General features: G+C 60.7%; 23 protein-coding genes and 1 pseudogene. 9 read left to right on the plus strand and 15 right to left on the minus strand.

The annotated features are described in order from the left end of the window. Positions 1 to 46: 46 nt before the first annotated feature. The 7 genes and pseudogenes from ACI2JR_RS03670 to ACI2JR_RS03700 all read right to left on the minus strand — a co-directional run bounded on the left by ACI2JR_RS03670 (position 47) and on the right by ACI2JR_RS03700 (position 7116). Entirely contained in the window at positions 47 to 835 is a 789-nt protein-coding gene (locus ACI2JR_RS03670; protein ID WP_462477905.1) for an ABC transporter ATP-binding protein, read from the minus strand. Then, on the minus strand, positions 829 to 1824 hold the full coding sequence (locus ACI2JR_RS03675; RefSeq protein ID WP_462477906.1) for an ABC transporter permease: 996 nt from the start codon (positions 1822 to 1824) through the stop codon (positions 829 to 831). The genes ACI2JR_RS03670 and ACI2JR_RS03675 overlap by 7 nt, the downstream gene beginning before the upstream one ends. Beyond that, positions 1805 to 2845: an ABC transporter substrate-binding protein gene (locus ACI2JR_RS03680; RefSeq protein WP_462477907.1), complete on the minus strand. Its 1041-nt coding sequence runs from the start codon at positions 2843 to 2845 to the stop codon at positions 1805 to 1807. Before ACI2JR_RS03680 ends, ACI2JR_RS03675 begins: the two co-directional genes overlap by 20 nt. Then, positions 2842 to 3816 carry an ABC transporter substrate-binding protein gene (locus ACI2JR_RS03685; protein ID WP_132730675.1) on the minus strand — a complete coding sequence of 325 codons (975 nt, stop codon included), beginning with the start codon at positions 3814 to 3816 and terminating at the stop codon, positions 2842 to 2844. The genes ACI2JR_RS03680 and ACI2JR_RS03685 overlap by 4 nt, the downstream gene beginning before the upstream one ends. Before the next feature lie 20 nt (positions 3817 to 3836). After that, the gene (locus ACI2JR_RS03690; RefSeq protein WP_462477930.1) at positions 3837 to 4922 is read right to left on the minus strand and encodes an acyl-CoA dehydrogenase family protein; all 1086 of its coding nucleotides are present in this window, start codon (positions 4920 to 4922) and stop codon (positions 3837 to 3839) included. Positions 4923 to 4956: 34 nt separating this feature from the next. Next, positions 4957 to 6079: pseudogene (locus ACI2JR_RS03695) on the minus strand (LLM class flavin-dependent oxidoreductase). Between the two features lie 143 nt (positions 6080 to 6222). Further along, positions 6223 to 7116: a LysR family transcriptional regulator gene (locus ACI2JR_RS03700; protein WP_462477908.1), complete on the minus strand. Its 894-nt coding sequence runs from the start codon at positions 7114 to 7116 to the stop codon at positions 6223 to 6225. Positions 7117 to 7223: 107 nt separating this feature from the next. Between ACI2JR_RS03700 and ACI2JR_RS03705 the strand changes: the two genes are divergently transcribed. The 3 genes from ACI2JR_RS03705 to ACI2JR_RS03715 all read left to right on the plus strand — a co-directional run bounded on the left by ACI2JR_RS03705 (position 7224) and on the right by ACI2JR_RS03715 (position 10148). Continuing rightward, positions 7224 to 7820 carry a cysteine dioxygenase family protein gene (locus ACI2JR_RS03705; RefSeq protein WP_132730672.1) on the plus strand — a complete coding sequence of 199 codons (597 nt, stop codon included), beginning with the start codon at positions 7224 to 7226 and terminating at the stop codon, positions 7818 to 7820. Between the two features lies 1 nt (position 7821). Then, the gene (locus ACI2JR_RS03710; protein ID WP_462477909.1) at positions 7822 to 9402 is read left to right on the plus strand and encodes a rhodanese homology domain-containing protein; all 1581 of its coding nucleotides are present in this window, start codon (positions 7822 to 7824) and stop codon (positions 9400 to 9402) included. A gap of 323 nt (positions 9403 to 9725) precedes the next feature. Continuing rightward, on the plus strand, positions 9726 to 10148 hold the full coding sequence (locus tag ACI2JR_RS03715) for a nuclear transport factor 2 family protein (protein ID WP_462477910.1): 423 nt from the start codon (positions 9726 to 9728) through the stop codon (positions 10146 to 10148). A gap of 72 nt (positions 10149 to 10220) precedes the next feature. On the opposite strand, the gene ACI2JR_RS03720 is transcribed toward ACI2JR_RS03715, so the two are convergent. Then, on the minus strand, positions 10221 to 10955 hold the full coding sequence (locus ACI2JR_RS03720; RefSeq protein ID WP_462477911.1) for a polyphenol oxidase family protein: 735 nt from the start codon (positions 10953 to 10955) through the stop codon (positions 10221 to 10223). 202 nt (positions 10956 to 11157) lie between these two features. Between ACI2JR_RS03720 and ACI2JR_RS03725 the strand changes: the two genes are divergently transcribed. The 3 genes from ACI2JR_RS03725 to ACI2JR_RS03735 are packed head-to-tail and all read left to right on the plus strand — an operon-like array spanning position 11158 to position 13962. Continuing rightward, positions 11158 to 12219 (plus strand): ABC transporter substrate-binding protein, encoded by a 1062-nt coding sequence (locus ACI2JR_RS03725; protein WP_462477912.1) that lies wholly within the window; start codon positions 11158 to 11160, stop codon positions 12217 to 12219. Then, a complete protein-coding gene (locus ACI2JR_RS03730) occupies positions 12209 to 13213 on the plus strand; it encodes a FecCD family ABC transporter permease (protein ID WP_462477913.1) in 1005 nt (334 codons plus the stop codon). The genes ACI2JR_RS03725 and ACI2JR_RS03730 overlap by 11 nt, the downstream gene beginning before the upstream one ends. Beyond that, positions 13213 to 13962, plus strand: coding sequence for an ABC transporter ATP-binding protein (locus ACI2JR_RS03735; RefSeq protein ID WP_132730666.1), 750 nt, complete (start codon positions 13213 to 13215; stop codon positions 13960 to 13962). The genes ACI2JR_RS03730 and ACI2JR_RS03735 overlap by 1 nt, the downstream gene beginning before the upstream one ends. On the opposite strand, the gene ACI2JR_RS03740 is transcribed toward ACI2JR_RS03735, so the two are convergent. The 4 genes from ACI2JR_RS03740 to ACI2JR_RS03755 form a co-directional block, all read right to left on the minus strand. Next, on the minus strand, positions 13946 to 14686 hold the full coding sequence (locus ACI2JR_RS03740; RefSeq protein WP_132730665.1) for a substrate-binding domain-containing protein: 741 nt from the start codon (positions 14684 to 14686) through the stop codon (positions 13946 to 13948). The two genes, ACI2JR_RS03735 and ACI2JR_RS03740, sit on opposite strands and share 17 nt — an antisense overlap. Before the next feature lie 58 nt (positions 14687 to 14744). Continuing rightward, a complete protein-coding gene (locus tag ACI2JR_RS03745) occupies positions 14745 to 15581 on the minus strand; it encodes a shikimate dehydrogenase family protein (protein ID WP_462477914.1) in 837 nt (278 codons plus the stop codon). An 11-nt stretch (positions 15582 to 15592) separates the two neighbouring features. Continuing rightward, positions 15593 to 16918, minus strand: a complete 1326-nt coding sequence (locus ACI2JR_RS03750; protein ID WP_132730663.1) for an MFS transporter — start codon at positions 16916 to 16918, stop codon at positions 15593 to 15595. A 79-nt stretch (positions 16919 to 16997) separates the two neighbouring features. After that, positions 16998 to 18851 (minus strand): bifunctional sugar phosphate isomerase/epimerase/4-hydroxyphenylpyruvate dioxygenase family protein, encoded by a 1854-nt coding sequence (locus tag ACI2JR_RS03755; protein ID WP_462477915.1) that lies wholly within the window; start codon positions 18849 to 18851, stop codon positions 16998 to 17000. A gap of 125 nt (positions 18852 to 18976) precedes the next feature. On the opposite strand from ACI2JR_RS03755, the gene ACI2JR_RS03760 reads away from it, so the two are divergent. Further along, on the plus strand, positions 18977 to 19615 hold the full coding sequence (locus ACI2JR_RS03760) for a TetR/AcrR family transcriptional regulator (RefSeq protein ID WP_132730661.1): 639 nt from the start codon (positions 18977 to 18979) through the stop codon (positions 19613 to 19615). Between the two features lie 27 nt (positions 19616 to 19642). Here ACI2JR_RS03760 and fumD read toward each other — a convergent pair whose 3' ends face one another. Next, positions 19643 to 19858, minus strand: a complete 216-nt coding sequence (fumD, locus tag ACI2JR_RS03765) for a fumarate hydratase FumD (protein WP_132730660.1) — start codon at positions 19856 to 19858, stop codon at positions 19643 to 19645. Between the two features lie 505 nt (positions 19859 to 20363). Between fumD and pykF the strand changes: the two genes are divergently transcribed. Together pykF and lpp are read left to right on the plus strand one after the other, a co-directional pair. Continuing rightward, on the plus strand, positions 20364 to 21776 hold the full coding sequence (pykF, locus tag ACI2JR_RS03770) for a pyruvate kinase PykF (protein WP_462477916.1): 1413 nt from the start codon (positions 20364 to 20366) through the stop codon (positions 21774 to 21776). Positions 21777 to 22085: 309 nt separating this feature from the next. Then, positions 22086 to 22322 (plus strand): murein lipoprotein Lpp, encoded by a 237-nt coding sequence (gene lpp / locus ACI2JR_RS03775; RefSeq protein WP_001082307.1) that lies wholly within the window; start codon positions 22086 to 22088, stop codon positions 22320 to 22322. 62 nt (positions 22323 to 22384) lie between these two features. Here the strand turns inward: lpp and ACI2JR_RS03780 are convergent, their stop codons facing one another. Further along, entirely contained in the window at positions 22385 to 23374 is a 990-nt protein-coding gene (locus tag ACI2JR_RS03780; protein ID WP_462477917.1) for a L,D-transpeptidase family protein, read from the minus strand. Positions 23375 to 23472: 98 nt separating this feature from the next. Then, positions 23473 to 23889, minus strand: a complete 417-nt coding sequence (gene sufE, locus ACI2JR_RS03785; RefSeq protein WP_132730657.1) for a cysteine desulfuration protein SufE — start codon at positions 23887 to 23889, stop codon at positions 23473 to 23475. Between the last annotated feature and the right edge of the window lie 10 nt (positions 23890 to 23899).

The raw sequence follows: 23899 nt of genomic DNA on the forward strand, positions 1-23899 counted from the left end.
GCGCCGCCGCGGCCTGTCCGGGTACATCCGTTGCGCCCCCGTAAAACTACCAGTCTTCCGCCTGCCCCAGCATACGTAAAATTTCCTGTCGGTGCTGCAACAGCTGTGGGTTATCCCGATGCCGGGGAAAGGCCAGCGGTAGCGTAAATTCGCCAATGATACGCCCCGGTCGCGGCGACATCACCAGCACCCGTTCACACAGCAGCAGCGCTTCTTCAATATCGTGCGTCACCAGCAGGCTGGTATAACCCTGCTGTTGCCAGAGGGCGATCAGTTCCCGCTGCATGCCGATGCGGGTCAACGAATCCAGCTTGCCCAGCGGCTCATCCAGTAGCAGTAGACGCGGTTCATTGAGCAGCGCCCGGGCCAGCGCCGCGCGCTGGGCCATACCACCGGACAACTGCCGGGGCCACGCCTGGCTGAAGCCCTGCAGCCCCATACGCGCAATCAAGGCATCGGCCTGCGGCTCGCGCCCCTTTCTCCCCTGCGCCTGCGGCCCCAGCAGCACATTCTGCCGCACCGTCAGCCACGGATAGAGGGTTGGATCCTGGAACACCAGAATACGATCGGGCCCAGGGTCGCCCATCGGAGTGTCATCGATGCGGATCTGCCCGCTCTGCAGCGGCTCCAGTCCCGCCAGCAGCCGCAGCAGGGTCGATTTGCCGCAGCCCGATGGGCCGAGCAGCGCCACGCTCTCTCCCGGCCGCAGCTGCAGGCTGATATTCTCCAGCACCGGTACCGTCTGACGACCCAACGTAAAAGCATGATGCAGGTTAGCGATCCCGATGGCTGCGCCGACCGCCGCGGCGCTCTGTCGTGCCGCCGCCGTTACCATTTCATTCCTCCCCGCTGCCACCTGAGCAGCCGGTCACGGACGATAAACAGCCCGCTGATCAGGCCGGAACACAACAAGGCCATCACCAGCAGCGCGGCATACATATTGGGGTAGGCCGCCCAGCCCTGCGCCCACTGCAGATAAAAGCCGATCCCCGACTTCACGCCCACCATTTCGGCGACGATCAGGACGGAAAACGACGCTCCCAGTCCCATAAACATCCCCACGAAAACATTCGGCAGCGCGGCAGGAATCGCCACCTTCAGGATCAGAAAACGCGGGCTGGCGCCCAGCGTCCGGGCGACGTCGTACCACGCCCTATCGATACTCGCCACGCCGGACCAGGTCAGCACGGTGACCGGGAACCAGGTGCTGAGGGCAATAAGAAAAACGCTGGCGCCGAAGCTGGAGGGAAAAATAAACAGACACAGCGGCAGCAGCGCGGTCGACGGTACCGGGCCGAGCAGGCGCAGTACCGGATGCAGCCAGTAGCCGATGCGCTGCGACCAGCCAATCGCCAGGCCGCTGATAAATCCGCAGCAGGTGCCGAGCAGTACGCCAAGCCCCAGCAGGCCCAGCGAGTGCAGCAGGCTATCCAGCAGGCGCGGCCAGTCCTCAAACAGGACTTCGATCAGCGCCTGCGGCGGGGCAAAAAACGGCACCGGCAGGATGGCCGCTTTCGCCGTCAGCCATTCCCAGAGGGCAAACAGCAGCGGCAGCAGCGCCAGCCACCTGCCGGCATCGCGCAGACGCGCGCCTCGCTGATACCAGTAGCGATAGCCCAGCGCCAGCAGCAACAGTCCGCCGCCGAGGGTGAACTGGACCATGGCCCAACCCTGGCTGTAGGGCCAGCGTCGCCCGGCATCCGGCCACGCCAGGGTAAACAGACCGCCGGCCAGCCACAGCGCGGCGGCAACCAGCCCCCCGGACCACAGCGGAAAGCGCCTCACCGTCCGCGGCAGTTCCCGATCAGGCGAATACGTTGACATAAATACTCTCCGCAAACTGGTGAGGATCGGTCCCCGGTTTAATCACCTGCACCCGCTGCAGGTCGGTCGCGTACTGGGTCAGCTCGTTGACAAACGCCTCCCCGACGGCGTGGTGACCATGCCCCTGGTCGTGGAGAATCCCCGAGACCTCGGCCTCATCGGTATTAAGCGCGTGCGCCATAAAGGACTGCGCCACGCTTTCAGGATGCGCCGAGGCATAGCTGTGGGCTTCCAGAATCGCCTGGGTCAGCGCGGCGGCCACCGGTTTGCGATCGCGCGCCAGCTTGCCGCTCACCCCGAGCACGCAGCAGCTCAGATTGGCATAATCGCCGGTCATGTTGCTGGCGATCAGCTGATATTTCCCGCTTTGCAGCAGGCGGAAACTGAACGGCTCGCTGCCGCTGATCGCCGCGATCTCCCGTTTATCCAGGGCCACGCTGAGCAGATCCGCCGGATAGACCTTCCACTGCACGTCGCCGATCGGATCAATACCGTGGCGCTTGAGCAAAATAGCAAAGAAGTTTTTATCCGGCCCGGCCATATCGGTCACGCCGATGGTCTGCCCTTTCAGGCTTTGCAGGCCGCTAAACGGCGAATTTTTCGCCGTCAGCAGATTCAGACAGCCGCCGTGGGTGCCGGCGGTCAGCTTCACGTCGAAGCCTTGCTCCAGCGCCTTCAGCCAACGCAGCGCCATCCCGACGCCGGCGTCGGCCTTGCCGGTGGCGATCGCCTCCAGCAGCACGTCCGTCGAGTTGCCAAAGTTGACGAATTCGACGTCAAGATTGTATTTACTGAAGAACTTCTGCTGCTCGGCCACCGCCACCGGCGCGAGGCACACGGCGCTCTTATTGATCGCCAGCTTGAGCTTGTAGGGCTCCGCCAGCCGCAGCGCCAGGTTTTCGTCGCTGCCGCCGGACATCGCCGCCATATCGTGCGCCCACAGCGGCCATGCCGCCGCTGCCAGCGCGGTGCCTCCGCTCAGCTGGAGAAAACGACGGCGGGTAAGGTGGCGCTGATTCATGGTTTGCTCTCCTGTTCGGCCGGCACCGCGGGCAGCGTAAAACCGGCATCGAAGGTCGGGGTGACATCCAGCTTCGCGCGGATCAGGCCGTTGGCCTGATAAAAATCGGCGGTGGCCTGCTGCTGCTGCACGGTCCGCGAGTCCAGACGCTGCCACTGCGACTGGCGGTTAGCGAACTGCGCCCGGGCGATCTCCGGCGGGAACCGAATGATTTCACCGAGGGTTTTGCCATAGCTGTCCAGGTTGGCGTACGCCCAGCGTTCGGCCCCCGCCAGGCGGGTCAGGTAATCCTGTAACGCCGCCCGTTTAGCCGGATTGTTTAAGCTTTCGTCCGTCGCCGCCAGGAAGGTATTTCCCGGCAGCAGCCCTTGACCGCTGACCAGAATCTGCCCTTCGGCGGTCTTCACCAACTGTGTGGTGTAGGGCTCCCAGGTAGCCCATGCATCGACCGAACCGTTGAGCAGGGCCACCTTGGCATCCACCGGACCGAGGAACACCCACTGCACTTCATCAGGGGAGATCCCCGCCTGCTGCAACGCCTTTAGCGCCACGAAATGGCCAATCGATCCCTTGCCGGTGGCAATTCGCTTACCTTTTAAATCCGCCGCGTTCTTCAGCGGACTCCCCGGGGAAACCAGTACCGCGGTGCCCGCCGGGTTGCTCTTATCAACGGCAATGGCTTTCACCGGTGCGCCGTTGGCGAGGGCGAACAACAGCGGCGCATCGCCAATGATCCCGGCGTCCACCGCGCCGGCGTTTAACGCCTCCGCCAGCGGCGCGGCGGCGGGAAATTCAGCCCACTTAATGTCATAGTCGAGGTTTTGCAGCGCATTCGCCGCCTCGAGCTGCGAGCGCATACCGCCTTTCTGATCGGCAATCCGCAGCGTGACGCGCTCCTGCGCCGCCGCATAGCCGCTCAGGGCCAGCAGCATCAACGCCCCGGCCAATCGGGTGCTCTTTCGTTCGCGCATAAACATTATCCTTATCATTATCATTGCAAAGCGTGTTGACCCGCCGCCAGCCACGCGCTGTCGCTCTGCGGGGTGTGAACCCGGCCGCACAGCACGTTGCGATAGTGACGTTCGAGAGGGTTCTGGCGACTGAGGCCGTGATTACCGGTAAGTTCCAGCGCCAGGGCCACCGCCTGGATAGCGTTATCGGCGATGGTGACCTTCGCCAGATTGGCTTCCGTGGTGGTAAAACTGAGCGCGGCCGCACCTTGCAGCAGGCTGCGGTTGGTCAGCAGCCAGCCTTCAATTTGCCCCACCTTTTCCTGCACGCGCGGCAGGCTGGCGAGCGGCTGCCCGAGGTTGCCCGGCCGACGTGAACGCAGCCAGCCGAGCAGCCAGTCGCGAGCGGCGCGGGCCACGCTGTCATAGATGGCGGGTAACAGGGCCGTCTGCCGGTTGGCAAAGAGGCGGAATCGTTCGGAGTCCGCAGCGGGCGGCGCGGCGGCGGACCAGATATCTACCGCATTTTCCCGTGGGACCCGCACGTTTTTGAGGATCACCTCATGGCTGCCGGTGGCGCGCATCCCGGCATGATCCCAGCTTTTGATAATAGTGACACCGTCACTCGCGCGCGGCACCAGCCAGGTCCCGACCTGCGGGTCGTCATCGTCGCTCCGCGCCCAGACCGCCAGCCAGCTCAGCCCTTCAACACCGGTGGTATAGAGCTTATGGCCGTTAAGCCGCCAGCCGTCGGCGGTACGGGCGGCGACCGTCTGCGGCAGGCCGCCACGCGCCGGAGATCCGAGCTCAGGTTCCACCCGCAGGCTGTTGATCAGCCCCCCTTGCCGTACCGCATCGCGATAGACACGCTCGCGCAGGGGTTCCGCCCAGCCGTCATTTTCGGCCAGCCGCAGATGGTGCAGATACTGCATGCAGACGATCAGCGCCGTCGCCGGTTCTCCCCACGCAATGGCGGCAATCGCCTGCTGGAGATGCGCCAGGTCCGCTCCCGCGCCGCCATACTGCGCCGGCGTGGCCAGGCTCAGAAAGCCGTATTGGTGCAGCCGGGCGAGATTGTGGTGGGGAAAGTCGCCGCTGCGGTCAAGCCCGGCCGCCTGTTCAGCCATCTGCTGGCGGATCTCCGTCAGCCGTTGCGACCAGTCAGCCAGCGCAAGCGCGGACCGTTCGCGATGCGTGGTCACGATGCGCGCTCCTGAAGCGCCCGTTGCGCGGCCTTGTCACGGGCGATCGGCAGCAGCGCTTTGCCATACTCCTGGGCATCATTTAACGGGTCGAAACCGCGAATCAGGAAATTACGTACCCCGAGGTCATAGTAATCCAGCAGCGCATCGGCCACCTGTTCCGCGGTTCCGACCAGCGCGGTAGAGTTGTGACCGCCGCCGACCAGCTTCGCAATGCCGGTCCACAGACGTTTATCCACCACATTGCCCTGCTCCGCCGTCGCGCGTAAGCGCTGGGCCCCGACGCTTTCGGGTTTGGCTTTAAAACCGCCGCCGTCCTGGGCCGCGCGCTGCGAGGCGACGTGCAGAATATGCTCGGCCTTCTCCCAGGCTTGCGCTTCGCTGTCGGCGATAATCGGCCGGAATGAGACGCTGAAATCAATCTCGCGCTGATGTCTGGCCGCTTCGGCACGCACCCGGCCGATGGTCTCTGCCGTTTGCGCGAGGGATTCGCCCCATAGCGCGAATACGTTGGCATGTTTGCCGGCCACCGCAATGGCGGCCTCGGATGAGCCGCCGAAATAGATCGGAATATGCGGTTTTTGCAGCGGACGAATCGCCGACCACGCCTGCTCGGCCTGGTAATAATCGTTGGCGATATCAACCGGCTGCTCCGCAGTCCAGATTTTTCGTACCGTGTCAAGGAACGCGTCCGTGCGCGCATAGCGCTGATCGTGATTAAGAAAGTCGCCGTCCCGGCGCTGTTCGGCGTCGTTGCCGCCGCTGATGATGTGTACCGCCAGGCGACCGCCGAGCAGATGTTCAAGCGTGGCGAATTTACGCGCGGCGAGCGTCGGGGAGACAAAACCCGGGCGGTGGGCCAACAGGAAGTTGATTTTCTGCGTCGAAAGTCCCGCCAGCGCGGTGACCAGGAAACCATCCGGTTGATCGGACCAATGGCCGACCAGCAGGCGATCGAAGCCGGCGGCCTCATGAGCTTGCGCAAAGCGCACGATATAATCGCGGTCAAAAATCGGCCCTGCCGGGGCGATCGTTTCGGATGAGAGGCGGTGGCCAATCATGCCGAGAAACTGAATGCTCATAAACAACTCCTTGCGTCAGGGGAACGGTTGGCCGCAGCGGCGGCGCCTGTCGTAACCCTATACACGCGGAGTTAATGAGCAAAATGCATTTTTATCATATCTTAATATGCCAAATAAGCATTTAATAAAATTGCATATATCTTTCAGTCAGATAACGTTAGCTGCTGTACCACTTTGCTGGCGAAAAAAGTTAATGGCAGCTCCAGGTTAGCCAGATTCTGCGCGTTGACCTGCCACAGAGAGACCGCCGGCTGGAAGTCCGCTAATCCCAGGACGGCCACCTCATCGCGCCACGGGCTGGCCGCCAGCGCCGCGCGCGGCACCAGACCCAGCCCCTGACCCTGCGCAACGAGGGCAATTTGCAGACGGGCGCCCGCGGTCTCGACATTCAGCTGTAAGCGTAGCCCCTGCGCCTGCAGCTCGCGGATGAGCCCCGCGCGGAGCCCGCAGCCGTCAGGGTTCAGAACCCACCCCTGCGCGGCACAATCCCGCAGCGTCGCGGCGGGCAACCGCAAGCTTTTAGCGGCAATGACCACGATATCCAGCGGGCACAGCAGCCGCCCGCTGTAGCCATCGGCAAAGGTCTGCTGCGCCGGGCCCATCGCCAGCATGCCATCCAGTTCAACGTTTTCCAGCCGTTTTTGCAGCAGCCCGCTCCAGCCGCAGGTCACCTGCGGTTGCAGCTGCGGGAACTGCTGACGTAAGGCCGATAGCGCCGGCGGGAGCGCGATTTCCGCCACGCTCTGCGGGACGCCCAGGCGCAAAACGCCCTGCGGCTCCGCCTGCGGATCCAGCAACCCATACAGTTTTTTGGTTTCCCGCTTGATGCTCAGGCACTGCTCATACACCCGGTGCCCAGCGGCGGTGAGGGTGAGAGGCCGGGTCTGACGTTCCAGCAAGGTCACGTTGAGCGTTTGTTCCAGACGCTGTAAACGCCGGGTGATGGCCGACTGGGTGATCCCCAGATATTCCGCCGCCTGATTGAGGGATGAAAACTGTACCGTCGCCAGCAGGGCGTCAATGTCGTCGATGCGCATACAATCCTTAATGTGATTTTTGCATATTAATATATGCGTAAATTGCATTTAAATAATATTAACGCCTTTGTTAGCGTAATGACCAGTCCCTCTGACAGGAACCGCTCATGACCGCACCACGACTGGAAAAATTACGTGATTTTATTCAAGAGGTTGATGCCCTGCACCGTCAGTTCAGCCATCCATCAACGCTGCTGGATGCGGTGGCACAACGGCTGGCGCAGCTGGTGAAACAGGATGACTGGCTGCCGGAAGAGTACACCTTGCCGCATCCCCATCATTACCAGCAATACCTGCTGCACGCCGACTCCGGGCAACGCTTTTCCATCGTCAGCTTTGTCTGGGGACCGGGACAAGCGACGCCGATTCACGATCACCGGGTCTGGGGCGCCATCGGTATGTTGCGCGGCGCGGAAGAGAACCAACGCTACCGCCTGGATGCTTCGGGGATCCCGGTGGCCGATGGCATCGCCGAACGGCTCTCTCCCGGCGAGGTGGAAAAAGTCTCCTCCCGCGACGGGGATATCCATCGGGTCAGCAACGCGTTGCCGGATAAGGTTTCGATCAGTATCCACGTCTACGGCGGCAATATCGGCGCCGTCAAGCGAGCCGTTTATACCCCGGAAGGGCTTAGCAAACCGTTTATCTCCGGCTACTCCAACCGCCATTTACCCAATATCTGGGATTTATCTAAGGAACATTAATATGCCTCTCCACCGCTATCGCCAGGCCGCACAGCTGCGCCAGGCGCTGCTTGACCACGCTGAGCTGGCGTTGATTGATGTCCGCGAAGAAGCGGAGTTTGCCACCGCGCACCCGCTGTTCGCAGTGAACCTGCCGCTGAGCAAGCTTGAGCTGGAAATCGCCCGCCGGGTGCCAAGGCTGACCACACCGGTGACGGTGTATGATGATGGCGAAGGGCTGGCGGCACTGGCCGTTGACCGACTGCGCGACTGGGGCTATCAGGATGTCGCCTTGCTGGAGGGCGGGCTGAAAGGCTGGCTGCGCAGCGGCGGCGAACTGTTCCAGGATGTAAACTCCCCAAGCAAAGCCTTTGGCGAGCTGGTTGAGAGCGTGCGTCATACGCCCTCGCTCAGCCCAGAGGAGGTACAGGCGCTGATCGACGGTCCGCAGCCGGTGCTCATCGTTGATGCCCGGCGTTTCGATGAGTATCAGACCATGAATATTCCCGGCAGCATCAGCGTGCCCGGTGGCGAGCTGGCGCTGCGCATCGAAAGCCTGGCCGCCTCGCCGCAGACGCCGATCGTGGTCAACTGCGCAGGCCGCACCCGCAGTATTATCGGCGCCCAGTCATTAATTAACGCCGGGATCGGCAACCCGGTCTACGCCCTGCGTAATGGCACCATCGGCTGGACGCTGGCGGGTCTGACGCTGGAACATGGGCAACAGCGGCGCTATGCGAACGAATCCCTGGCTTCGACGGCGCGGCGCCAGCAGGTCAGGCAGTTGGCCGGGCGCGCCGGCGTAGACTTTATCGATCTCGCCACGCTCAGCCGCTGGCAACAGCAGGACGATCGCACCAGCTATCTTTTCGATGTCCGCAGCCCGGAAGAGTATGCTGCGGGCCATCTGCCCGGCAGCCACAGCACACCGGGCGGCCAGCTGGTGCAGGAGACCGATCACCACGCCAGCGTGCGCGGCGCGCGGATTGTGCTGATTGACGACGACGGCGTTCGCGCGGCGATCGCCGCCTCCTGGCTGGCGCAGATGGGCTGGGAGACGGCGGTTCTCCAGGGTTTGACGGCGGCGCACTTTAGCGAGCGCGGGCACCCCGCCGCCAGCGTCCCCGCCGCCCCCGAGGTCGAAGAGATCGCTCCCCAGCAACTGGCCGAACGGCTGCGCGAACCGGGTACGGTGGTGCTCGATTTCACCACCAGCGCCAACTACGTCGCCCGGCATATTCCCGGCGCCTGGTGGCTGGTGCGTTCGCGATTAAAACAGGCGCTGGAGGTCATTCCTCCCGCCAGCCGTTACGTCCTGACCTGTGGCAGCAGCCTGCTGGCGCGTTACGCTGTCACCGAAGTGGCGGCGCTGACCGGTAAACCGGTACAGTTGCTCCGCGGCGGGACCGCGGCATGGATCGCCGCCGGGCTGCCGCTGGAGCATGGCGCGACCCATCTGGCCACCGCGCGCAGCGATCGCTATCGCCGGCCGTATGAAGGGACCGATAACTCCCGCGAAGCGATGCAGGCCTATCTGGACTGGGAGTTCGGACTCGTCGCTCAGCTGGAGCGCGATGGTACCCACGGCTTTACGGTACTGTAGTATGGCGGCCCGGCGAACGCCGGGCCGCCCTGCGCATCCGCGCTTATCCAGCCACTCCGCAGCCAGCCGTTATCATGTCGACACGGCAACGTCCGCTTTCTCCTATTCCCCCTGGCCGCAGCAGGCCGCTTTCATTTGCGTGAGCCATCGCCCACGACATTGGGCGTAAGCCACAAAGCCTCGTTACCACCGGCGAAAATGCTGTGGGGTTACACGGTGAGCGGCCTGCGTCGGCATTTTATACTTTTTATGCCCGGCGGATGAACGAGGCGGTAGCCGGGCGCTAACTGACACGGCTAATTTAACGGGACAGGATAAATAAGATGAAAAAGTTACTAAGCACGGTGGTGTTAGCGCTGGCGTTCAGCGGAAGCGCATTAGCCAGCAGCGCGGAGGTTGCGGCGGTTAATCAGGCGGTGGAACAGATGCGCCTGGCAATGCTGAGCGCCGATAAGGCCGGGCTGGAAAAAATCGGCGCCCCCGGTCTCAGCTACGGCCACTCCAACGGTCGTCTGGAAAACAATGCGCAGTTTGTTGCCGCCATCGCCAGCGGTAAATCGAGTTTCCAGACCATCACGCTCAGGGACCAGACGGTCAGCGTGGAGGGCGACGTGGCGATAGTCCGGCACCAGTTTGACGCCCAGACAAAGCAGGGAGACATTCATATCGGCGTGCTGCAGGTGTGGAAAAAAGGCCAGACCGAGGGTTGGAAACTGCTGGCGCGGCAGGCGTATAAACTGCCGTAAGAGACCCTCATCCCGCCGCCGTCGCCTTTTCCGCCGACGGGATAAGGCCTGGCGTGATTGAACCTTCCCCCATTATTCCGGGTGGTTTTCACGCATAATCCACGAGTACTGAAACGTTTTCTCAGCCGGGAAATGGGTACGTCGTCGGAACGACCCCAGCGACTGCGGCGTACAGTAGGTGCAGCCGCCCAGCCATTCGACATGGTTGTCCGCGACGCCCGCCCGGCGTAGCAGGAGCTGAGCAAACGCCCGCAGATCGAACCACAGATTATCTTCCCCCGTCGCCCGCGCTTTTTGCGCATCCGACGGCGGCTGATGACGATGGCGCAACAGCTGGTCACGATGCCGTTCCGCCAGCTCGCCCGCAGGCATCGCCAGCAGCGTCCGGTAAAACCCGGCGGAGACCTCATAGCAGCAGGCATGGATATGCGGCCCGGTCACAACCACCACCTCTTCCGCCGGCACGCCGTGCTGGCGGAAGAGGGAGAGGCTATTCTCGATAATCCCGCTCGCCGCGCCGCGCCAGCCCGCATGAACGCTGCAGACAAAGCGCCCGTCACGGGAGGCCATCAGCATCGGCAGGCAGTCGGCGGTCACCACCCCAACCTTCTGCCCGCGAACTTCGGTGAAGACCGCGTCGGCATGGGGCCGCTCCGCCAGCGGAGCCTGATAATGATGGACGACGTTGCCGTGCACCAGCTTCACCGGAGCCATTTCACCATAGGGAAAGGCGGCCGTTTCGTGGACATCGAGGAAGGCATAGCGAATGCCGGGAATATCGCAAAGTAAGCGGGATTGAAAGGACATAGCGGCAGAGGCAATCAATGGAGGATAATTTACCGTATGCCAAAGTCGGCAGATGCGCAAGGTTCCCACCCGCGTGACGGCAACCGTGCGTATTTTACATATAAACCTGTCCTGAAGGGGTATACCGGCCGGTTAACATTGCGTCCGGCTGCGCTATATATTTTAATACACAGCGATTCTTCTCACCCAACCGAGCCCATTCATGTCGAAACTATCCCGTTTTTTGCTGGGACTGACCCTGGTTAGCGCCAGCCTGTTCACCGGCAATGCCCTGGCCGAACGTACCGTCACCGACCAGCTTGGCCGCGAAGTGACCCTCCCGGACCATATTACCCGCGCCGTGGTGCTGCAGCACCAGACCCTAAACCTGCTGGTGCAGCTTAACGCCGCCGATGAGATTGTCGGCGTGATGAGCAGCTGGAAAAAACAGCTCGGCCCCGCTTTCGCCCGCTTTATGCCCGGGATTGAGCAGTTGCCGACGCCCGGTGATTTAACCCAGGTCAATATCGAGAGCCTGCTGGCGCTGCATCCACAGGTGGTATTTGTCGCCAACTACGCGCCACAGGCGATGATTGAGCAGATTCAGCATGCCGGCATCCCGGTGGTCGCCGTCTCGTTACGTCAGGACGCCGCCGGCGAGAAAGACAAAATGAACCCGTCGATGGCCGATGAAGAACAGGCCTATAACGAGGGCCTGAAGCAGGGCATTCGCCTGATTGGCGAAGTGGTCGAGCGCAAGACCCAGGCAGAAGAGCTGATTCGCTATACCTTTGACGCACGCAGCAAAGCCAACGCGCCGGTCGCGGATATTCCCGACGATCGGCGCGTGCGCGTCTATATGGCCAACCCGGATCTCAACACCTACGGCTCCGGGAAATACACCGGCCTGATGATGAAGCACGCCGGCGCGCTGAACGTGGCGGCCGCCTCGGTCAAAGGCGCGCGTCAGGTCTCAATGGAGCAGGTTCTACAGTGGAACCCGCAGGTGATCTTTGTCCAGGACCGCTATCCGCAGGTCGTCAAACAGATCGAAAACGATCCGCAGTGGCAAGGGATCGATGCGGTAAAAAATCACCGCGTCTGGCTAATGCCGGAATATGCCAAAGCCTGGGGCTACCCGATGCCGGAAGCGCTGGCGCTCGGCGAGCTGTGGATGGCGAAAAAGCTCTACCCCTCCCGGTATAACGGCGTAGACATCGATGCCCACGCCCGGGATTACTACCAGCGATTTTATCGCGTGAAGTGGACGCCGGATGCTCAGTAATCGCCATCCGGCGCTGTTACAGGGCGGGCTGGCGCTGGCGACGTTACTGATTGCCCTCGCCTCGCTCTGTGCAGGCCAGTATCACCTCACGCTGAGCGAAGTTTTCGCCCAGCTAAGCCATCTGGCGCCTACCGACGGCGTGGCCGGGCAGATCGTCTGGTCGGTGCGCCTGCCGCGCGTGGTGATGGCGCTACTGGCCGGCGGCGCGCTGGGTCTGTGCGGCGCCACGCTGCAGGGGGTGTTCCAGAACCCGCTGGTGGACCCCCATATCATTGGCGTCACCTCCGGATCCGCATTTGGCGGAACGCTGGCGATCCTGCTGGGGCTGGACACCGTGCTGATGATGACCTCAACCTTCGGTTTTGGTTTGCTGGCGCTGATGCTGGTTTATCTGATCGCGGCGCTGCAGGGACGGGAAAATACGCTGGTGCTGATCCTCTCCGGGATTATCCTCAGCGGTTTTTTCGCCGCCCTCGTCAGCCTGATGCAGTATCTGGCCGATACCGAAGAGACGCTGCCGAATATCGTCTTCTGGCTGCTGGGCAGCTTCGCCACCGCCAACTGGCACAAAGTGGCGATCATGACCCTGCCGATTATCGTCACCGCCGCAATCCTGCTTAAACTCCGTTGGCGAATTAACCTGCTGGCGCTGGAGGACAAAGACGCGCGCGGCCTTGGAGTGTCGGTCACCGCCCTGCGTCGTGGAGTACTGGTTTGCTGCGCCGTGCTGGTCGTCGCTCAGGTGGCGGTGAGCGGCAGTATCGCGTGGGTCGGGCTGGTTATCCCGCATCTGGCGCGGCTGCTGGTCGGCGCCGACCACCGTCGTCTGCTGCCCACCGCCTTCTGGCTCGGCGGCGGGTTTATGATCGTGGTGGATGACCTTGCCCGCTCGTTGACCCAGGCGGAAATTCCGGTCGGGATTATCACCGCCCTGCTCGGCGCGCCGCTGTTCACCTGGCTGCTGATCCACTCACGTCGTCGGGGAGTCGTCTGATGAAGGTTTCACTTAGCCTGACGGCGTTGCTCTACGGGCATCGTCAGCCGCTGTTTACTCCCCTTAGCCTGCAGTGCCGGCCCGGTGAAATCTGGGCGGTGCTCGGCGCTAACGGGCGCGGAAAAAGCACCCTGCTCGACACCCTTACCGGGGTGCTGCCGCCCCTTGGCGGGCGTTTCCACAGTGAAGGCGGCGTGGCGATTGTGCCGCAGTCCTTCCGCCCGGCGTTTAACTGGCAGGTGCGGGATGTGGTCCTGATGGGGCGCGCTCGCCATGTCGATCTGTTTGCCCAACCCAGCGCGGAAGATGAGCGGCAGGTGCAGGCGGCGTTGTGCCAGCTCGGGATTGCGCCTCTTGCAACCAGCGCCTTCCGCGCGCTCTCCGGCGGCCAGCAGCAGCTGGTGCTGATCGCCCGCGCGCTGGTCGGGGCCAGCCAGAACATCCTGCTGGATGAGCCCTGTTCAGCGCTGGACCTCGCCAATCAGCAGGTGGTGCTGCAGCTGATTAGCGATCTGGCGCGCCGCCAGACGCGCACGGTACTGTTTACCACCCACGATCCCACCCACGCGCTGCAGGTCGCCAGCCATACGCTGCTGCTGTTGCCGGGCGGCGAATGGCTGGCAGGGCGCTCCGCCGAGGTGCTCAGCGAAGCGCATCTGCAGCGCGCCTACGGTTTACCGGTACGCAAAATCGACCACCCCGGTTCTCCGGTGCCGCTGCTGGCGCCGCAGTTCACGATTCGGCGCTAGCCGGCAGAAAACCGGCCGCCCGCAGGAACCGCTGGCCTTCCGCGCCGAGGATGAAGCGACACAGCCGCTGCGCCCCGGCGCTCTCTGCCGTCACCGTCAGCTGATAGTCGGCCTGAATATTCCACGGCGGCGGGATCGCCACCGTTCGCAGATCGTCTCCCGCCCTCATCTGACTGGCGTAGTGGGCATAGCCGATAAACAGATCGGCGAGCCCTTCGCGGATCAGCCAGGCCCCCGCCGTCTCACCCGGCGGGACGCTTAACGATTGCCTCCCGCCCACCAGTTGCCGAGCGCGGACCATCAGCGCCTTACCGACGCCGGGAAAACGGGCTTCAATGCGCACAAACAGTTGCCAGGCGTAGTCGCCGGAAGGGTCGCAGCCCGGCGTTGAGGTAGCCAGGCGCAGCTGCGGATCGCGCAGTAACGCCAGCCAGTCGGCCTCGTCGCCGGCGGCGGAACGGCGGGCGGTCAGTATCAGCTGGTTGCCGGCAAACGAACGACACTCCCCCGCCAGTCCCGCCAGCTGCAGCGCCTGAGGATGCTGGCGGTTAGCAGAGGCGAAAACCGAGCAACGCTCTCCGGCTTCAATCCGCTCGCGCAGCAGGCCCGCCGGCGCAAAATGGGCTTCGACCACAATACCGGTCTGCTGATGAAAACGCGCCAGCAGCGGGATGAAGGCCCCTTTCAGGCTCCCCGCCGCCAGCAGAACGACTGCTGTACTCATAAGATGGCTCGCTTAACGCCCGGAAACAGAATCCTATGTTAACCGGGCCGCTGGCGATTCAGTAGCGAATTTCCGCCAGCTCGCGCAGCCGCTCCGGGGTGGCGACCGGCAGATTGAAGAAACGCAGATAGGCGGGAATCATCTCAAACAGCATATCGGTGCCACGCTGGACGGGACAGCCGCGCGCCTGTGCCGCCTGTAGCAACGGGGTGAACTCCTGGGTCATCACCACTTCCCCCACCCAGGTGCCGGGCGTCAGCCGGTGCGGATCCAGCGGCAGCGGATCGCCCGCCTTCATGCCCAGCGGCGTGGCGTTAACCACCAGATCGTGCCCGTGCGGATCGCGCCGCATCAGGCTGATATCTAACAGCGGATAGTGCTGCAGCAGGCGCCCGGCCAGCGCGTGGGCCGCCTCCGGGCGGCTATCATACAGCGTCAGGGCGCGTACGCCCGCCGCCGCCAGCGAGGCGGCAATCGCCGAGCCGACGCCGCCGCAGCCGACCACCAGCGCCCGCGCCCCCGCCGTTTGAAAACCTTTGCGCCGGATGCCGAGGACAAACCCGTCGCCGTCAAACATATCGCCGCTCAGGCTGCCGTCCGCTTCGCGACGGATAGCGTTGCAGGCGCCGGCAATCGCCGCCGTTGGGCTGAGATGCTGTACCAGACCGCAGGTGGCAATCTTGTGCGGCATAGTGACCAGCGCGCCGATAATATTGGTCATCGTAAACAGCGTCGGGACAAATGCGGCGAACGCCTCGGGCTTCACGCCCGTCGGTACCACTTTGACATCCACCTGGCGGTTGTCAAACCACGGATTGTAGATCATCGGCGCTTTAAAACCGGCGGTCGGATAGCCCAGATGCGCTATCAGCCGCGTATGACCACTAATCACCATCTCCTGCTCCTTTACTGCGTTAATTCAATACGTTTGACATCACCCAGCACAAACAGATACCCCACCACGCCGATCAGCGCCGCGCCGCCGATATAGATCAGCGCATAGAAGAAGTCGCCAGAAACCGCCACGATAAAGCCGATGACCAGCGGGGTGAGGATCCCGGCGAAGTTGGCGCAGAAGTTAAATAAACCGGCGGTTAGCCCCCCCAGCCCTTTTGGCGCAATATCGGAAATCAAGGTCCAGCCCAGCCCCACCATCCCCTGACCAAAGAAGGCGAACGACATCACCAGAATGACCAGCAGATCGCTGGTCAGCCAGTTGGCGGAAATAATCGTGCTGGCCATCAGCAGACCAGCGACGATCGGCAGCTTGCGCGCCAGGTTAGCCGAGCCGGTAGCTCTCAGCAGCTTGTCGGAGATCCAGCCGCCGAAGATCACCCCGGCGGCGGCGGCAACAAAGGGCAGAATGGCGAAGAAACCCACCTTCAGCCACGCCATATGACGCTCCGTGGCCAGATAGGTCGGGAACCAGGTCAGGAAGAACACCAGCACGGTATTACCGGCAAACTGGCCCAGGCTGGCGCCGATAATCTGCCTTTTGCCCAGCAGCTGACGCACCAGCGGCCAGTTGAAGGAGACCTGCCGGGCGTCCGCCGTCGTCAGGCCGCCGCCGCTGACGATATGTTCCCGCTCCTGCTGGCTGAGATGTTTATCTTCATGCGGCTCGCGATAGCAACGCCACCACACCAGCGCAAACAGGACGCCAACAACGCCAACGCTGATAAACAGCGCCCGCCAGCCAAAACTCCCCATAATCCAGAACAGCAGCGGCGAGAAGCAGGCCAGACCAAGGTATTCCCCCACGGTATAGACCGCCGTGGCCTTGGCCCTTTCCTGCTGCGGAAACCATGCGCTGACCACCCGGCTGTTGACCGGGAAGCACGGCGCCTCGCTGACTCCTAAGCCAAAACGGCACAGCAGCAGCGTTTTCAATCCTGTCGCCATCCCGTGAAACAGCGTGAACAGCGACCACAGGGTTAATGACAGGAAATAGGTCACCTTGTTGCCGAAGCGGTCAAGGAACAGGCCGCCGGGGATTTGCGCCAGCGCGTAGGTCCAGGCGAAGGCTGAAAACACCATCCCCATCACCGCCGCATCAATCCCCAGTTCGCCGGTTAGCCCGGGCGCGGCGATCCCGAGGACCGTGCGATCGAGGTAGTTAATCATCGTCCCGACGGCCAGCAGCGCGAGGATCCCAATTCGCCGCCGGGAGCGAGGCGCGGTGGCGGCGTTCTCCGCCGGCGTCGCGGTATGGTTTTGGCTATATGCGTTCATTGTCTTTCCTGTCATAGGGTGCAGATGAATATTGTTATTATGTTGACGATGTGGTGGTTAATGAACCATTTGATACAAACTAAGCGTACTGCATCGCCGACAGACGAACGGCCGCATTCACCGCGCCATACTGCGCGTAGCCATCACGTCTTTCGGTCAATTCAAAGAAAAAGCGCCCCGCAGAGAACGGTCGGGTGTATAAATGCAGAAATTCGCCGCCGCGAGCATCGCGGTCATAAAGAATTTGCAGGCGCTTCAGCGTCGCCACCTGCGTCTCTTCGCCAAAGCGCGCCTGCAAATCCTCGTAGTAGTTCGCCGGGATCGGCAGCGCATTGAGGGAGACCTGCGGCAGGCCATCCAGCGTCGCCGGCAGGTCCCGACAGGCAAAGGCGGCGTGCTGCAATCCCGCCCCCTGATAGCAGGCGACAGAACGGGCAATCTGCGTGGCGCGGCTCTGGGAAATATTCAACGCCAGACGGATATTGCCCTGCGGGCTGTGTACCGCAAGGCTCCGCACCAGGCCATAGGGATCCGGCAGGGTCTGCTCATGTTCAAGGCTAAAACCGAAGACGGTGCGGAAAAAGATAATCCAGTTATCGCGGCTATCCGCCTCCATCCCCAGTGCCAGATGATCGATCCCGCTGTAGTCATCGCGCAGGGTCGGCGCGTCGCGCAGATGGAAATCGCGGGCGTAGATATCGTCACCGGCCTCGACCAGATAGATAAGACTGCCGTCAGGCGCGCAAATCGCCGGGATGGGGCTTTCATTGGGCCCGGCATCTCCCTGCCAGGTGGCATAGCCGTAGGCGCGGGCGCGTTCAACGATGGTCGCGCTGCAGCTGACGCGCAACGCCATGGCGCACAGCGACACGCCGTGGCGTTGATGAAAATGGTCGGCCCAGCTGTGGGGCTGAGAGTTGACGATGGCGCGCGCGCCGCCGTTGCGCCACAGCGCCACCTGTTTTGAACGATGGCTCCCCTGCTGGCAAAAGCCCAGCTGGGCCAGACGCTGGCCAAGGGCTTGCGCGTCGGCGGCGCTGGCGGCAAATTCGATAAACTCCAGGCCGAGATAGTCTGTTAACGGCGGTGGGGCGAACAGCGCGGCGTCGCTGTCCGGCAGTTGCGCCCGGGTCTGCTCTTCCAGCCACTGCAACGCGCGATAGCCATCTTTCGCCGTGGCGCCATTCGGCGAGGCGCGGAAGCCGTCGTTGAAGATCTCCAGCGACCAGGGCCCCCGATAGCCGCAGCGGGTCAGCTTACCGGCAAACTCCACCAGCGGCAGCTGCCCCTGCCCCGGGAAGCAACGGAAATGGCGGCTCCATTCAAGAACATCCATCTTCATCAGCGGCGCATCGGCCAACTGCAGAAAGGTGATTTTTTCCACCGGGACTTCATCCAGACGCTGCAGCGTGTCGCCGCGGGCGAGGATATGAAAGCTATCGAGGACGATACCGAGCGCCGGACTGTTGACGCTCTTCACCCGCTCCCAGGCCTGATACCAGAGGTTAACGTGGGTGCCCCAGGCCAGCGCCTCATAGCCAATAGTGATATTTTCCTCTTCAGCCAGCGCGGCCAGCGCGGCGAGATCCGCCACCTGCAGCGAAAAATCGGCGGAGCAGTCCGGCTGCACGTTACTGCATAGCAGCATCGTGTCGCAGCCCAGCTCATGCATCAGGGCGAATTTGCGCTTCGCCCGCGCCATATTGGCCGCAAATTGCGTACGACTGCCCCCTTCAAAATCGCGAAAGGGTTGAAAAAGCGTGATTTTTAGCCCTAAATCAGCCGCCAGATTGCGAATATCCGCCGGCGTGCCGGTATAATAGAGTAGATCGTTTTCGAAGATTTCGACGCCTTGATAACCCGCAGCCGCAATAGCATGGAGCTTTTCAGGCAGAGTGCCGGAAATCGAGACGGTGGCAATGGATCGCAGCATAGGTCCTCGTGTCATCAACAGACGTGAGCACTGAATATGTATCATTTGGTTCATTCACGCCACACAAGGTTGCTAATTTGTGATCATTATGTGTATTTTTTGTCTCTCAGAAAAAAGGAGTGGTTATGTCTGTCGTTGCTCATGATGAAGCACAATCCCTGAAGGAGCGGATTTTCGCCGCCGCGATCGTCGTCTTCGCCGAGCATGGTCTGTCAGGGGCGCGCATGGAGCAGATTGCGACCGAAGCGCAGACCACCAAGCGCATGGTGGTTTACTACTTCAAAACCAAGGAGCAGTTGTATCAGGCGGTGCTGCAACACGTCTACTCGCGGATCCGCGAGACCGAGCAGCAGCTCGGGCTGGAACATCTGCCGCCGGTGGAAGCGCTGGTGCAGCTGGTGAAGTGGAGCGTGCGCTATCATGCCACCCACGCGGACTATATGCGGGTTATCTGCATGGAAAATATGCAGCGTGGCAAGTGGTTGCCCGCATCGGGAGAGCTGAAGCCGCTGAATCGAACCGCCCTGTCAATTCTGCAGGATATTCTCCAGCGCGGGCAGCAGCAGGGAATTTTTCAGGAGGGGCTCCAGGCGCGTGACGTCCATCGCCTGATCAGCAGCTTTAGCTTTTATCAGGTTTCGAATTTCTACACCTTCAGCAGCCTGTATCTTGATGACCCGCTGCCGGCCATCGACGACGAAGAGATGGTCGCCCACCACTGTGAGATTGCGGTAAAAGCGGTGGTTCGGTTTGTGATCTCCTGAATCATCCCGGCCTGCGGACCGGGAATGTTATTCGTGCCCGGATAAGGCGTGCACCACTTTTTCCATCGCGGCGCGGGTCAATTCGGAGCGGGCGATTTTCGGGTTGGCCAGCGAGGTGCGGACGACCCCGGCAATGACGATATGTTTTGGCTCCTGGCCAAGATCGCGCATTTCAAGCACCACTTTCCCCACCACCCGGCACATTTCCTGATACAACTCGTCGTCTTTTGCTTTATTTCCCATGGTAACCGACTCACAAATTATCATTATCAATCAAATCATTATTGATATGTTTTCGCCATAAAGCAAACCAGTACGGCGTTTCGCTTTCAACGGGGTATTTCCATGGCCGAACCCGCCGGAAAACCGCGCTGTTTCGGGCAGTTAGCTTAGCGGCTGGCGAAAAATTGTGTTGCACATAAGATTGGAATGAGTGTGAGTTTTGTTACATTTTTATGGCATAAAATGAAACGTCGTTTTCATTTTCCTTTTCTGTTTCCTCGTCGTATAATGCCCACCGATTCTTTCTTGAATGGTTTCAGCGCATTGGACTGCACGACTAAACGCATAAAATACTGCCTCTTTTCATGGGCTGAACCGCCAGCACACTTTCTTCTGCACGCTCTTTTGTTGTCACCTATTCTTAGAGCGTGGCATAGCAACTTTCGCAATACAGGTTTGACTCCCCGGCTGTGCGCCCACGGAGCGAGATTTCCATATCCTTCACAACTTAAAGACTAAAACTTTCATGAAAAAGACCAAAATTGTTTGCACCATCGGTCCGAAAACCGAATCCGAAGAGATGCTGTCCAAAATGCTGGACGCGGGCATGAACGTCATGCGTCTGAACTTCTCTCACGGTGACTATGCAGAACACGGTCAGCGCATCCAGAACCTGCGCAACGTGTTGAGCAAAACCGGTAAGACTGCGGCTATCCTGCTGGACACCAAAGGTCCGGAAATTCGTACCATCAAACTGGAAGGCGGTAACGACGTCTCCCTGAAAGCCGGTCAGACTTTCACCTTCACCACCGACAAATCCGTGGTTGGCAACAACGAAATCGTTGCCGTGACCTATGAAGGTTTTACCACTGACCTGTCCGTCGGCAACACCGTCCTGGTCGACGATGGCCTGATCGGGATGGAAGTGACCGCTATCGAAGGTAAAAACGTCATCTGTAAAGTGCTGAACAACGGCGACCTGGGCGAAAACAAGGGCGTTAACCTGCCGGGCGTTTCCATCGCCCTGCCAGCGCTGGCAGAAAAAGACAAACAGGACCTGATCTTCGGCTGTGAGCAAGGCGTTGACTTCGTGGCGGCCTCATTCATCCGCAAGCGTTCCGACGTGGTGGAAATTCGCGAGCACCTGAAAGCCCACGGCGGCGACAACATTCAGATCATCTCCAAAATTGAAAACCAGGAAGGCCTGAACAAGTTCGACGAAATCCTCGAAGCCTCTGACGGCATCATGGTTGCGCGTGGCGACATGGGCGTTGAAATCCCGGTTGAAGAAGTGATCTTCGCGCAGAAAATGATCATCGAAAAATGTATCCGCGCGCGTAAAGTGGTTATCACCGCAACACAGATGCTGGATTCGATGATCAAAAACCCGCGTCCGACCCGTGCGGAAGCCGGCGACGTGGCGAACGCCATCCTCGACGGTACCGACGCCGTCATGTTGTCTGGCGAATCCGCGAAAGGCAAATACCCGCTGGAAGCGGTCACCATCATGGCAACCATCTGCGAGCGTACTGACCGCGTGATGACCAGCCGTCTGGAATTCAACAACGACAACCGCAAACTGCGCATCACCGAAGCCGTGTGCCGTGGTGCGGTGGAAACCGCTGAAAAACTGGAAGCGCCGCTGATCGTTGTCGCGACCAAAGGCGGTAAATCTGCGCGTGCCGTACGTAAATATTTCCCGGATGCCACCATCCTGGCGCTGACCACCAACGAAACGACCGCTCGTCAGTTGGTGCTGACCAAAGGCGTTGTGCCGCTGCTGGTTGAGCAGCTGGCCTCTACCGACGATTTCTACATCCTGGGTAAAGAACTGGCGCTGCAGAGCGGCCTGGCGCGCAAAGGCGACGTGGTGGTCATGGTCTCTGGTGCGCTGGTCCCGAGCGGAACCACCAATACGGCATCCGTGCACGTGCTGTAATAATTTACAGGTTAATTCGCTTTTTAAAGGCGCCTCTTCGCAGGCGCTTTTTTTTATTCAACCCCTGGCTACTGTTAATAAAAATGCAAATCGGAATTTACTATCTAATAAGAGATTATCTAAGATGAATCCGATGGAAGCGTGCTGTTTTCACACAGATTTTTAAACCAACGCAGCAAATTCGATGTTTCTTTGAGCGAACGATCAAAAATAAGCGTATTACCGTAAAAAAATATTCTCATCCCAAAAAAGTTTGTGTAATACTTGTAACGCTACATGGAGATTAACTCAATCTAGAGGGTATTAATAATGAATCGTACTAAACTGGTACTGGGCGCGGTAATCCTGGGTTCTACTCTGCTGGCTGGTTGCTCCAGCAATGCTAAAATCGATCAGCTGTCTTCTGACGTTCAGACTCTGAACGCTAAAGTTGACCAGCTGAGCAACGACGTGAACGCAATGCGTTCTGACGTCCAGGCTGCTAAAGACGACGCAGCACGCGCTAACCAGCGTCTGGACAACCAGGCTACTAAATACCGTAAGTAATAGTACCTGTGTAATAAAAATGGCGCACATTGTGCGCCATTTTTTTGCCCTCTGCGTCCTGATTACTGCACTCTTTGCGCGTCATCCCGCGGTGCGTTCTGCGCCGACATCGCCCCTTCTGAGGATGTATCCGCGCTGCCGGAGACGACGACCGGGTAACCTGCCCGTCTGGACAATGCCTTGTTAAGCTGCACCTCGTCTACCGCTTTATCCCCGGCAAACTGATGAAACGCGGCAGGCAGCGTGTAGGCAAGCGTACGGGTGTTGCCGGTCTCATCCTGCGATAGCGGTCGATGGACCTCGACGTAGCGTTTGCCGTCGGGCTCAACCGCATACTTCACCGGCTGGTTGATGACGCGTACCGGGGTTCCGGTTTTCACCTGGTTAAACAGCGCCTGAATATCGGCGGCGTTCATCCGCATGCAGCCTGAACTGACCCGCAGGCCAACGCTGTCCGGGGCATTGGTGCCATGAATAAGATATTCGCCGTTACCATACGCCAGGCGCAGCGCATAGCGCCCTAACGGGTTATTCGGCCCCGCCGGGATCACCGGCGGCAGTTTGATGCCTTTCTCCAGCGAGCGCGCGCGGATGCCCGCCGTCGGCGTCCAGGTCGGATTGGGGATCTTCTGCCCCACGCGGGTGGTCATCTCCGGCGTCTCCAGCCCTAACTGGCCGATGCCAAGGGGATAAACCTGCACCTGATTTTGCCCCGGCGGGAAATAGTACAAACGCAGTTCCGCCAGATTCACGACAATCCCCTCGCGAGGAACATCCGGCAGCAGCATCTGCGAAGGGATGAGCACCTGCGTACCCGGCTGAGGATCTACCGGAGCAAGGGTATCGTTCGCTTCAAGGATCAGCATCGCCGCCGTGTCAAAATGCCGGGCGATCGCCTGCAGATTGCGTTCACCTTCCTGCACCGTCCAGAATTGATTCTGCCCGATGAGCCGGCTGTTCGCTGGAGGAAGAGGGTAATCTACCGCCCATGCGCTATGCTGCACGCTCAGGGCTGTCAGAAGGGCTACGGTGATGAGAGATGCGCGTTTCATACTGAGATTCCTTCTTTCGCTGATAAAACGCCAGGATCTGCGGTCAGGCCGGCATGCGCAGCGGCCTGACGTAACAGAATGAAATCTACCTGTTTATTCTAGCTAAGATTTGCGGCTTTCGCGCGAATTGCGCGAATCATGGCTTCCAGCCCCTGCGACCGCGAAGGCGTCAGATGTTGCGTCAGCGCCATTTTCTCGAACCACGGCCGGACGTCAAAGTCGGTGATATCCTGCGCCGTCATCTGGTCGTAGAGAATAAACACCACGGCAATCAGCCCTTTCACGATAGCCGCATCGCTATCGCCGCGCAGCGCAAGCGTGCCGCCGTCGCGCCGTTCGACCACAATCCACACCTGGCTTTGGCAGCCCTGGATGATATTTTGCGCGCTATGCTCTTCCTCACTCAGCGGCGCCAGCCGCTGGCCGAGCTCAATAATATAAAGGTACTTCTCTTCCCAGTTGGCGCAACGACTAAAGTTGCGCAGCAGTTTGTCTTTATCCGGTAACGCCGCCATGATTGCTTCC

Origin of the sequence: Klebsiella sp. NPDC088457, assembly GCF_044900465.1 — a bacterium.
Taxonomy (GTDB): domain Bacteria; phylum Pseudomonadota; class Gammaproteobacteria; order Enterobacterales; family Enterobacteriaceae; genus Klebsiella.

Bases quoted from the DNA above. Each gene is read 5' to 3' on its own strand.
- ACI2JR_RS03670 (WP_462477905.1), bottom strand. From the start codon at position 835: ATGGTAACGGCGGCGGCACGACAGAGCGCCGCGGCGGTCGGCGCAGCC.
- ACI2JR_RS03675 (WP_462477906.1), bottom strand. From the start codon at position 1,824: ATGTCAACGTATTCGCCTGATCGGGAACTGCCGCGGACGGTGAGGCGC.
- ACI2JR_RS03680 (WP_462477907.1), bottom strand. From the start codon at position 2,845: ATGAATCAGCGCCACCTTACCCGCCGTCGTTTTCTCCAGCTGAGCGGA.
- ACI2JR_RS03685 (WP_132730675.1), bottom strand. From the start codon at position 3,816: ATGCGCGAACGAAAGAGCACCCGATTGGCCGGGGCGTTGATGCTGCTG.
- ACI2JR_RS03690 (WP_462477930.1), bottom strand. From the start codon at position 4,922: ATGGCTGAACAGGCGGCCGGGCTTGACCGCAGCGGCGACTTTCCCCAC.
- ACI2JR_RS03700 (WP_462477908.1), bottom strand. From the start codon at position 7,116: ATGCGCATCGACGACATTGACGCCCTGCTGGCGACGGTACAGTTTTCA.
- ACI2JR_RS03705 (WP_132730672.1), top strand. From the start codon at position 7,224: ATGACCGCACCACGACTGGAAAAATTACGTGATTTTATTCAAGAGGTT.
- ACI2JR_RS03710 (WP_462477909.1), top strand. From the start codon at position 7,822: ATGCCTCTCCACCGCTATCGCCAGGCCGCACAGCTGCGCCAGGCGCTG.
- ACI2JR_RS03715 (WP_462477910.1), top strand. From the start codon at position 9,726: ATGAAAAAGTTACTAAGCACGGTGGTGTTAGCGCTGGCGTTCAGCGGA.
- ACI2JR_RS03720 (WP_462477911.1), bottom strand. From the start codon at position 10,955: ATGTCCTTTCAATCCCGCTTACTTTGCGATATTCCCGGCATTCGCTAT.
- ACI2JR_RS03725 (WP_462477912.1), top strand. From the start codon at position 11,158: ATGTCGAAACTATCCCGTTTTTTGCTGGGACTGACCCTGGTTAGCGCC.
- ACI2JR_RS03730 (WP_462477913.1), top strand. From the start codon at position 12,209: ATGCTCAGTAATCGCCATCCGGCGCTGTTACAGGGCGGGCTGGCGCTG.
- ACI2JR_RS03735 (WP_132730666.1), top strand. From the start codon at position 13,213: ATGAAGGTTTCACTTAGCCTGACGGCGTTGCTCTACGGGCATCGTCAG.
- ACI2JR_RS03740 (WP_132730665.1), bottom strand. From the start codon at position 14,686: ATGAGTACAGCAGTCGTTCTGCTGGCGGCGGGGAGCCTGAAAGGGGCC.
- ACI2JR_RS03745 (WP_462477914.1), bottom strand. From the start codon at position 15,581: ATGGTGATTAGTGGTCATACGCGGCTGATAGCGCATCTGGGCTATCCG.
- ACI2JR_RS03750 (WP_132730663.1), bottom strand. From the start codon at position 16,918: ATGAACGCATATAGCCAAAACCATACCGCGACGCCGGCGGAGAACGCC.
- ACI2JR_RS03755 (WP_462477915.1), bottom strand. From the start codon at position 18,851: ATGCTGCGATCCATTGCCACCGTCTCGATTTCCGGCACTCTGCCTGAA.
- ACI2JR_RS03760 (WP_132730661.1), top strand. From the start codon at position 18,977: ATGTCTGTCGTTGCTCATGATGAAGCACAATCCCTGAAGGAGCGGATT.
- fumD (WP_132730660.1), bottom strand. From the start codon at position 19,858: ATGGGAAATAAAGCAAAAGACGACGAGTTGTATCAGGAAATGTGCCGG.
- pykF (WP_462477916.1), top strand. From the start codon at position 20,364: ATGAAAAAGACCAAAATTGTTTGCACCATCGGTCCGAAAACCGAATCC.
- lpp (WP_001082307.1), top strand. From the start codon at position 22,086: ATGAATCGTACTAAACTGGTACTGGGCGCGGTAATCCTGGGTTCTACT.
- ACI2JR_RS03780 (WP_462477917.1), bottom strand. From the start codon at position 23,374: ATGAAACGCGCATCTCTCATCACCGTAGCCCTTCTGACAGCCCTGAGC.
- sufE (WP_132730657.1), bottom strand. From the start codon at position 23,889: ATGGCGGCGTTACCGGATAAAGACAAACTGCTGCGCAACTTTAGTCGT.